Annotated in this window: 10 protein-coding genes; 5 read left to right on the top strand and 5 right to left on the bottom strand. The window is 72.7% G+C overall.

Translation table 11 applies throughout. The features are described 5' to 3' along the window. From ACFV5N_RS17560 to ACFV5N_RS17540, 5 genes are all read right to left on the bottom strand, one after another. Nucleotides 1–544 (bottom strand): DUF6177 family protein (locus ACFV5N_RS17560; RefSeq protein WP_385600294.1); only part of this gene is annotated, 544 nt, incomplete at its 3' end. A 22-nt stretch (nucleotides 545–566) separates the two neighbouring features. Further along, nucleotides 567–4,607: a type VII secretion protein EccCa gene (gene eccCa / locus ACFV5N_RS17555; protein ID WP_385600291.1), complete on the bottom strand. Its 4,041-nt coding sequence runs from the start codon at nucleotides 4,605–4,607 to the stop codon at nucleotides 567–569. After that, on the bottom strand, nucleotides 4,604–5,731 hold the full coding sequence (locus ACFV5N_RS17550) for a hypothetical protein (RefSeq protein ID WP_385600288.1): 1,128 nt from the start codon (nucleotides 5,729–5,731) through the stop codon (nucleotides 4,604–4,606). The genes eccCa and ACFV5N_RS17550 overlap by 4 nt, the downstream gene beginning before the upstream one ends. 21 nt (nucleotides 5,732–5,752) lie before the next feature. After that, nucleotides 5,753–7,051, bottom strand: a complete 1,299-nt coding sequence (eccD, locus tag ACFV5N_RS17545) for a type VII secretion integral membrane protein EccD (protein WP_385600286.1) — start codon at nucleotides 7,049–7,051, stop codon at nucleotides 5,753–5,755. A gap of 5 nt (nucleotides 7,052–7,056) precedes the next feature. Next, nucleotides 7,057–7,272, bottom strand: a complete 216-nt coding sequence (locus tag ACFV5N_RS17540) for a hypothetical protein (protein ID WP_385600283.1) — start codon at nucleotides 7,270–7,272, stop codon at nucleotides 7,057–7,059. 148 nt (nucleotides 7,273–7,420) lie between these two features. On the opposite strand from ACFV5N_RS17540, the gene ACFV5N_RS17535 reads away from it, so the two are divergent. From ACFV5N_RS17535 to ACFV5N_RS17515, 5 genes are read left to right on the top strand one after another with little or no spacing between them, the layout of a single operon-like run. Next, nucleotides 7,421–7,753 (top strand): hypothetical protein, encoded by a 333-nt coding sequence (locus ACFV5N_RS17535; protein ID WP_385600297.1) that lies wholly within the window; start codon nucleotides 7,421–7,423, stop codon nucleotides 7,751–7,753. 11 nt (nucleotides 7,754–7,764) lie between these two features. After that, nucleotides 7,765–8,073 (top strand): pore-forming ESAT-6 family protein, encoded by a 309-nt coding sequence (locus ACFV5N_RS17530; RefSeq protein WP_385600280.1) that lies wholly within the window; start codon nucleotides 7,765–7,767, stop codon nucleotides 8,071–8,073. 25 nt (nucleotides 8,074–8,098) lie between these two features. Further along, nucleotides 8,099–8,494, top strand: a complete 396-nt coding sequence (locus ACFV5N_RS17525; protein WP_385600277.1) for a DUF6507 family protein — start codon at nucleotides 8,099–8,101, stop codon at nucleotides 8,492–8,494. 38 nt (nucleotides 8,495–8,532) lie between these two features. After that, a complete protein-coding gene (locus tag ACFV5N_RS17520; protein ID WP_385600274.1) occupies nucleotides 8,533–10,806 on the top strand; it encodes a hypothetical protein in 2,274 nt (757 codons plus the stop codon). Then, the gene (locus ACFV5N_RS17515; RefSeq protein WP_385600272.1) at nucleotides 10,791–11,339 is read left to right on the top strand and encodes a hypothetical protein; all 549 of its coding nucleotides are present in this window, start codon (nucleotides 10,791–10,793) and stop codon (nucleotides 11,337–11,339) included. The genes ACFV5N_RS17520 and ACFV5N_RS17515 overlap by 16 nt, the downstream gene beginning before the upstream one ends. The last annotated feature ends 8 nt before the right edge of the window (nucleotides 11,340–11,347 follow it).

Genomic DNA, 11,347 nt, shown 5'->3' with positions numbered 1-11,347 from the left:
GGAGCGCCCGCCCACTGGCCTGTGCCGCCCGCAGCGCGTCCGCCAGCCAGGCCGTCATCGCCACCAGCGGCCGGTCCTGGATGACGACGGCCGCCCGGTCCGTCAGCACGTCCACCGCCGACTGCGCCGCCGCCGGGGCCGCGGCGCCCACCACCCCGGTCACCGGGGCCTCGCCCCCGTCCGCCGGCGCCGCGTCCGGCGGCCAGACCGCGCCGCCGAGCCGGCCGGCCAGCCGGGCGGCGACGGTGCCCGCCAGCTGCGGCGCCCGCTCCACACCGGTGGCGGCCCGCACCTCCGTCCACCACACCGGGCCCCGGACACCCGTCCCGGGCCCCAGCAGCCGGTCCACCTCACCGGGCAGCCGCACCAGCAGCGGCGCTTCGACCGACACCAGCGGGCGGCCCCGCTCGTCGCACAGCTGGAGCAGCGCGCCCTCCGCCCGGTCCACCGACAGCAGGGTCTGCGGGCCACCGGCCATCAGCCCGGCCACCAGGCTCCACGGGTCGGGCATCCGCTCGGTGAGCGCGATGACGTCCGTCGTCACGATTCCTCCCCCTCCTCGGCCGTCACCGCTGGTCCGCGCCGCGCGCCAGCGCGGTCTGGACGAGGCGGTGCGGCTCCCCACGGCGTACGAACAAGCCGCGCCCCGGCGGCTGGGCCCTGGCGTACAGGCCCGGGAACAGCTGGCCCTCCGAGCGGTCCCCGGTCATCACCAGCGCCGAGGTGCCGCTCTCCCGCAACGTCATCAGGAACGGCTCGTACATCGCCCGGGACGCCCCGGCGACCCGCCGGGCGACCACGAAGTGCAGCCCGATGTCCTGCGCCGAGGAGAGGTAGGGGACGAACGGGTCGAGCGGCTGCCGGCGCGCGGTGGTGAGGATGTCGTAGTCGTCGATCAGCACCACGATGCGCGGCCCGCCCAAAGCCGCCCCGCCCGCCGCCAGCACCTCGGGCGAGACCGTGTCGTCCGGCATCCGCTTGTCGAGTTCCCCGGCGATCCCGGCGGACAGCGCCGCCGCCAGCCGCGCGTTGTGCGCGTAGCCGCCCCGGTACGGCTCGGGCACGACGCTGTGCAGCCCGCGCCGCGGGTCGAGCACCGCGAACACCAGCTCCTCGTCCCCGTACCGCTCCACCAGACCGTCCGCGATCAGCTTCAGCAGATTGGTCTTGCCGCACTCGCTGTCGCCCAGGACGAGCAGATGCTGATCGCGGTCGAACAGATCGAGCAGCAGGGGCTGGAGCGCGTTCTGGTCCAGGCCGATGGGCACCCGGCGCGGCTCGGCGGCCGGATCCGGGAGCCGGCGGGCCGGCAGCCGGGTGGGCAGCACCCGCACCGGCGGGGCGCCGGGCCCCGCCCAGGCGGCCCGTACGGCGCTCACCGCGCGTTCGAGCGCCGCGCCCAGATCGGTGTCGTCCGCCCGGGCGTCGATGCGGGGCAGCGCGGTGTGCGCGAAGAGCTTGCCGTCGGTCAGCGCCCGGCCGGGCTCGTCGGGGGACAGGGTCTGGGCGAGGCGGCGCTCGATGCCGGAGTCACCCGGGTCGTTCAGCCGCAGTTCCACCCGGGTGCCGAACGCGGACTGGACGGCCAGCCGGGCATCGTTCCAGCGGAGCATGGCGGCCACCACATGGATGCCGTACCCGCCGCCGCGCCGCAGCAGTTCACCGATCGGGTCCTCCAGCTCGGAGAACTCCTCGCGCAGTTCGCCGAAGCCGTCGATGACGAGCACGATGTCCGTGGAGCCCAGCCCGGGGAACCGGCCGGCGGCGCGCAGTCGGCGCAGATGGTCGATCGAGTCGATGCCGTGCTCGCGGAACAGCTCCTCGCGGGCCGTCAGCATCCCCCGGATCTCCTCCACAGTGCGCACGGCCCGCTCCCGGTCGGCGCGGCCGGCCACCCCGCCGGTGTGCGGCAGCCCGGCCATCGCCGTCAGGCCGCCGCCGACCAGGTCCAGGCCGTAGACGGCGGCCTCGTGCGGGGTGTGGCCGAGGGCGAGGGAGAGCATCAGGGTGCGCAGCAGGGTCGTCTTGCCGGACTGCGGCCCGCCGATGACGGCGACGTGGCCGCCGGCCCGGGTGAGGTCCAGGACCCATGGGCCCTGCCACTGCTTGCCCGGGTCGTCGAGCAGCCCCAGCGGGATGCGCAGCGCGCCGCCCGCCGGGGGCCGGGCGAAGCGCAGCCCGGTGGCCGGGTCGCCGGCCTCCAGCGGCCCGGCGACCGCGTCCAGCGGGAGGGCGGCGGGCAGCGGCGGCAGCCAGATCTTCGCCACGGGCGGGGCGGCATCCCGCAGCTGGTCCACGACGGTGGACAACAGGGTGGGGCCGACGGTGCGCCGGGCGGGGGCCGGGCCGGCCGGCTCCGCCGGTTCGCCGCCGGACTGCGCCTCGCTCTCCGCGAGGGTGTTGTAGGCGGGGTACGGCAGCACCCTGGGCCCCTCGTCCCGCCCGGACTTCTCCAGCCGGACCGGCCCCTGGTAGGGACCGGAGACATAGCCGGCCTTGAACCGGTCGTACGCGCTGGTGTCCACCTTCAGATAGCCGAACCCGGGGATGGGCGGCAGGTGGAAGGCGTCCGGGGTGTCGAGGACGGTGCGTGACTCCTCGGCCGAGAAGGTGCGCAGGCCGAGCCGGTACGACAGATAGGTGTCCAGGCCCTTGAGCTTGCCGCCCTCGATGCGCTGGCTGGAAAGCAGCAGGTGCACGCCGATGGAGCGGCCGATGCGGCCGATGGACAGGAACAGGTCGATGAAGTCCGGCTTGGCGGTGAGCAGTTCACCGAACTCGTCGATGACCACGAACAGGTGGGGCAGCGGCGCCAGTCCGGGCCGCTGGGCGCGGGCGGCGGCGTAGGTGGCGATGTCCGGCAGTTCGCCGGCCGCCTTGAGGACCTGCTGGCGCCGCTGCACCTCGCCGGCGAGGCTCGCGTGGACGCGCTCGACCAGCCCGGCCTTGTTCTCCAGGTTGGTGATGACACCCGCGACGTGCGGCAGCGAGGCGAACGGCGCGAAGGTGGCGCCGCCCTTGTAGTCGACCAGCACCATCGCCAGGTCCTCGGGCGGATGGGTGGCGACCAGGGCCAGCACCAGCGTGCGCAGCAGCTCGCTCTTGCCGGAGCCGGTGGCGCCGACGCACAACCCGTGCGGCCCCATGCCCAGTTCGGCCGACTCCTTGAGGTCGAGCAGCACCGGCTCCCGGTTGTCGCCGAGGCCGATCGGCACCCGCAGGAACGCCTGGTCGCCGCGGCGCGACGCCCACAGCCGGTCCAGGTCGAGCGCGCCCGGGTCCTCGACCCCCAGCTGTTCCCCGAAGTCCACCGGCCCCGACAGCGGGGCACCGGACGCGGCCGACTCGGGGGTGAGCCGCAGCGGCGCCAGCATCCGGGCCAGCCCGGCCGCCCCGGCGGCGGTCACCTCGTTCAGCGTGCCGGTGAGGGTGAGGGGTTCCTCGCCGCGCAGGTCCTCGACGGTGACGGTCGCCTCCCCGCCGCCGTCCCGCACCACGGTGATCCGTACCGACACCTGGCCCGGCTCGTCGGTGCGTTCGGCGAGCGGGTACAGCACCGTGACGCCCATGTCGGCCAGCGACACGGCGTCGTCCGGCCGGGCCAGCTCCCCGGCCGTACCTCCGTACCCGTCGCTCACCACCACCATCCGTTTGGTCTGCCGCAGCGCCTCCCGCCCGGCCAGGCCGCGGCGTACCTCGGCGGCGTATGTGGCCCGCTGCCGCAGCTCGGCGGCCAGCGCCCGGGCCAGCTCCGGCAGCCCGGAGGCGATCCGCCGGGCCGGCACCGGCCCGTCGTGCGTCCCGTCGTCCAGGGTGTGCGGCAGCCACTTCAGCCACGCCCAGTCGGCCAGCCGCTCGCGGGGCGCGGCCAGCGCCAGTGCCACGTCGTCGGGGGCGTGCGCGACGGCGGTCTGCGCGACCAGGGTGCGCACCACGGCCAGGACGTCCGCGCGGCCCCCGATGACGCTGACGTGGCCCGCCCGGTCCAGCGGCACGGTCAGCGGCATCTCCGGCGCGGTGCTGAAGCGTCTGCGCAGCCCCGCCGCCTCGTTGAGCATGAACCGGTCCGGCGGGGTGAGCACCGAGCCGCCCTTGGTCTCCAGCCGCAGTGTCCGCACCGGCACCTGACCGGTGCCCAGCCGGACCCGCAGGAAGTCGCGGTCCGCGCGCCGCCGCTCCCACAGCCGGGCGGGATCGGCCACCACGTCGTACAGGGCCTCGGGGGCGGGGAACAGCAGCCGGGCGGCGACCCGGCGTTCGCGGTCCTCGGCGCTCAGCTCCTCGCGCAGTTCCTCCAGATACTCCAGATAGCGCTCGCGCTGGGTACGCCGGGTGCGCTGGGCGCGCCCGCGCTGGGAGAACAGCAGCCCGAGGCCGCCGATCAGCGCGATCACCAGCACCAGGGCGCCGATCACGGCGAACTGGCTGCTGCGCACGATGGTCATCATCGCCATCGAGCCCACCATGCCGGCCAGCGGCAGCAGCGAGGTGACGGCCGAACCCGTCTTGCCCTCCGGCAGGTTGGGCGGCGCCTCGACGACCCGCTCGGCGGGCTCCGGCAGCGGGCGGGTGGTGCGCGCGGGCCGGTGCACCTGCCGGGTGCTCATGGCCTGGCCCCGGCGGCCGTACCGCCGCCGCGCGCGCCGCCCCGGCCCCGGGACATGGCACGGTCCATGACCTCGGCGGCGAGCGCCAGCGCCGCCTCCCGGGTGGCCTGTCCGAGCAGCGCGGTGCGGATCTCCCCGCCCTCCGCGAGGGCCCGGTCGTAGGGCAGCGGCAGCACGGCGGCCCCGCCCACCCCCAGGTACTCGGCGGCCTTGCGCGGGTCGACGCCCATGCCCGGGGAGGTGTACGCGAGGGCCACCACGGTGGTGGGCAGCATGCTGCGGTGCAGCCCGCCGATCCAGTCCAGGACGGTCCGGGTGGTGGCCACCCCGGCGGCGGTGGCCGGGGCGACCAGCACCCGCGCCTGGGTGGTGGTCAGCGCCGTACGGGCCACCTCGGCGGGCAGCGTCTCGCAGTCGACGACGGTGGTGCCGAACCAGCGGCGCAGCGAGGTCATCACGATCCGGTAGGCATCGAGGTCCAGTTGCGCGCCGACCGCGCCCTGGCTGCCGGGCAGCAGCCAGCCGCCGCCGGTGAACGGCAGCAGATAGCCCGTCACGTGCGTCACCCGCATCGAGGGGTCGAGGATCCGGGCCAGGTCCGCGAAGGTCCAGCGGACCTCGCCGGCCCCGAACAGCCGGGGCAGGGTACCCAGCGACGGGTCGGCCTCGATGGCCAGCACCGGGTCGGCGCGGTAGTGCGCGAAGGTCAGCGACAGCAGCGCGGCCACCGTGGACTTGCCGGCGCCGCCGCGGATGCTGGTGACCGCGATCTGCCGTCCGGTGGTGATGGGCTGCTGGACGGCCCTGGCCAGCCGGGTGGCCGTCTCGGTGTCCCGGGCGGTGGCGGACAGCCCCTTGCGCAGCGCCCGCGCCACCCGCCGGGCCGGCGGGTCCCCGTGCCGGGCGCGCTGCCCGGTGCGCCGTACCTCTGGCGTCACCACCGGTACGGAGACGGGTGCGGGCGGCGGCAGCGGCGGCGCGGCCGGGGCGGGGGCCTGCGCCTGCGCCGGCTGCGCGGCGACCGGAGGCGAGGGCGAGGACGCCGGCTGCTCCGTGCCGGCCATCACCCCGCCCAGTTCCCGAAAGACATCACGCTGCCAATCCCCCGCTCCCGGTGCGGACATCACCGCCTCCCCTTCCCTGTCTCAGAACGTGCCGAGCAACCGGCCGTACACACCGAACGCCCCCAGAGCCACCGGCACCAGAGCCACCACCGCGACCGACTCGACGCCGTTCATCAGCCGCCGCAGCCGCACCCGTACGTGGTCGGGCGGCCGGACGACCAGCAGCGCCAGCGGCGCCACGGCGACGGCGCCGAGCACGACCAGCGGCCACGCCGCCGACTGGCCCGGGGTCTGCGCCCACAGCACGATCAGCCGCACCGCGAGCACGGCACCGGCGGCGAGCAGCGCGATCACCTCCACGGCCAGCGGGAAGGCCCGGGACCTGGAGAGCAGGACGAGACCGAGCAGCGCGGTGACCGCGACCGTCCAGCCGGTGACCTCGCCGACGGCCAGCCAGCCACCGGCGGCGGCCGAGGCCGCGGTGGCGACGGTGGCCAGTGCGAGACCTCGGTGGGTGGCGGACAGCGCGGTGTCCACCCGGTACCGGCTCACCGAGACGGCACCGGAACGCTGGTCGTCCAGCCGCGTCAGCCCGGCGGCCATCATCGCGAACCGCGGCAGAAAACCCAGCGCCAGCACGGATATCACCCCCAGCAGCACCCCGGTCCTCGCCCCGCCGGCCAGGACGGCGCCCAGCTCCCACGCGCCGACCAGCAACGCGACCGCGCCCGCACCCACCAGACCCCCGCGGCCCAGCGGCGTCAGCGCGCCGAGCAGGGCCAGCGAGACCACGACGGCGGCCCCCACGGCGGCGAGCCGCAGCGCGTTCCCCTCCGGCCAGGTCGTGACCAGCGCCCCGTAGACCCCGAGCGTCCCGCCCAGCAGGATCAGTGCCGTCCCCAGTTCGCGCGCCCCGGACCAGACGGCGGGACCGCTCCCGGCCGCCGCCACGACGGCGGCGAGCACGACCCACCCGCCGACCCGGTCGGCCCCGTACCAGACGGTCGCGAGCACCACGGCGGTCAGGACCAGCGCGAGGGCGAACCCGCCGGCGCTGAGCGCCCGCACCGAGGCGTCCCACCTCCCGCGCCGCAGCTCCAGGTCCTCGGCCACGTCGTCCGTCACGTCGTGCACCACCGGGGCGGCCGGGGTCTCCTGCTCCCGCACCAGCCGCAGCACCGCCCCGTCCCTGACCCCCGCCGAGGCGAGGGTGTCGTCCTGGGCCAGCACGGACCCGTCCGGGGTGACCAGCCGGCGCAGCGCGGGCGTACGGCCCGGCCGCTCACCCAGCATCCGCAGCACCTCGGGCAGCAACTCCCCGATCGGGTCCTCGGCCGGCAGCACGAGGTCGATCCGCCGCCGGTCCCCCACCAGCGTCACGCGGCTCACCACGAGCCCGACCCCATCCGGCCGGAGAGAAACGACCACCCCACGCAGCCGGCACACAGCACGGCCCCCAGCACCAGCCCGCCGACGATCTTCCCCAGATTCTCGTCCAGGCTCATCCGGACGCGCTGCGCCCCGAACAGCAGGGCGTCCCGCAGCCGCCGACGGCGCACGGAGACCGATTCCAGCAACTGGCTGTCATAATCCCGGGCCACACCATCCCCCCTCCCGTTACGCTCTCCACCCTACGACCCCGTACGGACACCCGCCATGATCACAGCGTGACATCGCGGGGAACCATATGCCCCGTCAGGTCGTCAATCACCGTGTGCGGAACCAGGGGAGGGGAACCGGGCCATGGGTATGAAGTTCGACATGGGCGACCAGGTGCTGTCCACGCTGCGCCGGCAGTCCGAGGGCGCCAGCACGGATCTGGGCACGCTCATCCAGCAACTGATCACGGCCGCCGAGCCGCTGGAGGGCAAGTTCAGCGGGGCGGGCAAGGCCGCGTTCGACGCCTTCAAGAACCGTTCCACCGAGATCTCCGCCGAGCTGAACGGGGCGCTCAGCTCCATCCTCGGCGGCCAGGCAGGGATGGACGCGGCGTTCCGCGCCGGTGACCAGGAGGCGACCGACAACGCCCGGCAGGCGATGTCGGCGGCCAACTTCGACGCCGCCCGCTTCTCGGGCCGCTGACAGGAGGAGTGATGAGCGACAACGGAAGGCTCGGCTACGACACCGGCGCCTCGGGCGAGGTGCAGACCAGCATCCACGGGGTGATCCAGCAGCTGGAGCAGGTGATCACCGCCCGCGACGGCCATGTGAAGAACGCCATGGCCGACTTCCAGGCCGACGGCGTCTCGGACCAGTACCACGGGGCGGAGCAGCGCTGGCACACCGCGGCCGGCGAGGTCCGCACGATCATCGGCCTGCTGAAGACCACGCTGGAGAACAACGACGGCACCGCGCAGAGCACCCTGCGCCGCGCCCAGGGCGCGGTGGACGGCATCGGCTGACCCGGATCGCGGAGGGGGATCGGGGATGACGGGTTGGGACATCGACCCCGGGGGCGTGGAAGGCGTCCTGGAGGCCGCCGGCGAACGGGCCGCGGACCTGGAGGGGTGGGGACAGCACTATCTGGAGACCGTGCAGAGCGCCGCGGTGTCGGCGGGCACGCTGAACTTCGGCGCCCCGGTGCCGGCGGAAGGCGCGGTGGGGCTGGTCGGGCAGGCACTGGCCCAGTTCGTCGAACACACCCAGCGCGACGTGATGTTCATCGGCGCCCGCATCGGCAAGTCGCTGGAGGGCGCGCGCGACGCGGCCATCGCCTATCTGGAGGGCGACGCCGAGATGGCCGCCGACACCCAGCGCCTGGCGCTGCGCGCCCCGGAGCTGGACCTGCGTCCGCCGGACCAGCGTCCGGAAGGGCCGAGGTAGCCATGGGTGAGGAGATGTGTGTCCCCCGGACCGGGGACGTGGAGCGGGTCGACCCCGCGGGTATCCCGGAGTTCACCGGCAATCTCGCCATGCTGGCGGCCGACTGCATGGGCTTCGACGCCGCCGCCACGCGCATCCGGAGCATCGGCTCCGACGTGCACGACGAGTTCCAGGGCCTGTCCTCCTTCTACACCGCGCCCGAGGCGGAACAGCTCTTCGCCACCACCGCGCCCGCCCGCGACCGGGCCGCCGGGTTCGCCGACGACCTGGCGACCGTCCGCTCCGCCCTGTGGGACTACCACGAGGAGATCACCCCCCTCGTGAGCCGGCTGCGCCGCCTCAGGTACGAGGCGGAGCAGTTCGTCGAGTCCATCCGGGACGACGACGACTGGAAGAAGAGCGAGTCCAAGGTCAACCGCAACAACGAACTGCTCACGGAGGTCTCCACCACCGTCGCCCAGTTCTGGGCCGCCGAACGCTCCTGCGCCAACCGGATCAACGCCCTGTGGGGCGGCCCGCAGTGGACCACCGACGACGGCTCCGGCGGCGCGCACATGTACGGCGTCGGCGAGGAGGAGATGGCGCAGGCGGGCGAGACGCCGTGGGGCCGCGCGGTGGAGCGCGAGTACCACTGGTACCGCTTCGACCAGCACATCAAGAGCTTCGTCTGGGACGGCCTCATCGTCGACGGCATCTGGGGAACGATCACCGGCCTCGGCGGGCTGCTCGGCTTCCAGGGCTGGGAGGTCTTCAAGGAGTCCTGGAAGGGCCTGGGCCAGCTCGCGACGGGCCTGGCCATCGTCGCCAGCCCGCTGAACGCGCTGGCCTACAGCCTCATGCCGGACGGTGCCGTCAAGGACTGGATGGACGACAGCCTGGACGTCACCCTGGAGACCGCCAAAGGGCTGGTCGCCTGGGACACCTGGAGCGAGGACCCGGCCCGCGCGGCCGGCCTCACCACCTTCAACGTCCTCACCACGGTGGCCAGCTTCGGCGCCGGCGCGGGCGTCCGCGCGGCCGCGAGCGGAGCGGGCACGGCCACCCGGATCACCGCCACGGCGGCCCGGGTGGGCACGGCCATCGACCCGATGACGTACCTCACCAGCGGTCTGACCACGCTGACCCGCTTCAGCGAGATCAGCAGCCAGCTGGCGCACCTGACCACGGCCCGGGCCTTCGAACTGCCCGACGGCAGCTTCCGCCTGGACAACGGCTCGGTCATCCCGCCGAACGGCCCGTTCAATCCGGAGATCCTGGCCCCGGGACAGCACGCGGTGGGCAGGCCGGACGGCTCGATCCTGTGGGACGACGGCACGATCCTCCACCCGGACGGCCGCCTGGAGTCCCCCACCGGCCACCCGCTCCGGACCGCCGACGACATCCCGGCCGAGCTCTCCTCCCGCGACCGCTCCCTCCTGGACACGGCCGCCCGGGAGCCCACAGGTGTGGGTGGCCCCCGTCCCCAGACGGACCTCACGTCCGCGCATTCCTCCCCACATTCTGCCGATGCCCATGTGCCATCTGACAGCCGCTCTGAACCGCCCTGGAACAGAAGCGGCGGAAGTGACGATCCGCAGGCTTCTGTCGAGGGACCCCATGATTCGACTTCTGACCCGCCCGGGGGGCCTCAAAGCTCCCACGGCGGGGGGGCGAACGACGGTGGGACGCTTGAGGGACCGAGTCATGATGACATCCCTCTTCGGGATCATGACCAGTCCGGCTGGAGTGGCGCCGGCTGGGTCGAAAAGCCGACAGAAAGTGCGGCAAGAGCCTACGAGGAAATCCGCGGAACGCCGAACAAGGTTGATCTTCCAGCAATTTCAAACAATACCGGAATCGATGAGGCGGTTCTCCGGCAGGTCAAGAGCCACCTCTTCCGATCCCAGCATGACATCGCCATCGGCCCGGGAGAAACCAGACGAGGCCCCTTCACGCCACGCGACGACATCGCCGAGATGTGGAATGCCGCCAGAGACGGAAACATATCCCCGGCTCAGCTCAGAGAATTCAAGTTTCTCATGGCGCATGAATACGTAGAAAGTCGCCTCATGGAAGCAGGGATGCCGTACATTTCGCACAACCCGGCCGCGGGCTGGGCTGAAGACGGCAAGCGCATCCCCTTTCACGACCCGACACTCATCGGGGCCCATGAAGTGGCGCCGAATCCAGCGAACGGAAACTTCAGGTCCTGGGAGAGATTGTTCGGCGAGGAGCACGGACGCATGGAGATCGCTACGGATCTTTCCAACGTCGACGCTATAGTGAAGACCGCCAAGACGCTCCTGAACCTGAGGGGATGGAATTTGAAGTGAGAAATGAAAAAGACCCGAGGGCAACGTTCGAGCGCTTGAAGGCCATCGACTGGCTCGACGACAGCAACGCATTCGACCACATTGGCTCAAGAATGGCGCTCATGCGTGAGTATCTGCGACGTTCGGCCAACTGGGCGGACACGACCGGAGCCACGGACTCCTGGCCGTTCTTCGATATCGGAGCAACTGTCGATCCCGGCGTTCAAGTCGATGCCGGCCTCGCCGCAGAGATGGAAGAATTCATCTATCAGAATGTGACACGAGGTTCCATCAAGAACACCTGCTGGGGCGCACTCCACTGGGCAGCGCTTCGTCCGGATGCTCTGGCAGGGTTTCCCGCACTCGACGATCCTTACGAACCACTGCTGCTCATGTACGAACGGGGAGGGGTCTTCACGGTCGAAGGGTCATTCATCAACGTCACTGGAGGAATGGTGTTGCACAAAAACTGCGAAGACCATCTCTCTCCCCATCCCATCACTGCTTTGGACGAGACCACGCTTGACTCCCTTGACGCGGCTGACAGCCGTTAGAGCGACCG

It is taken from the genome of Streptomyces sp. NPDC059853 (assembly GCF_042731495.1).
In the GTDB taxonomy this organism is placed as follows: Bacteria; Actinomycetota; Actinomycetes; order Streptomycetales; family Streptomycetaceae; genus Streptomyces.
This window is presented reverse-complemented; position numbering and strand designations above follow the sequence as displayed.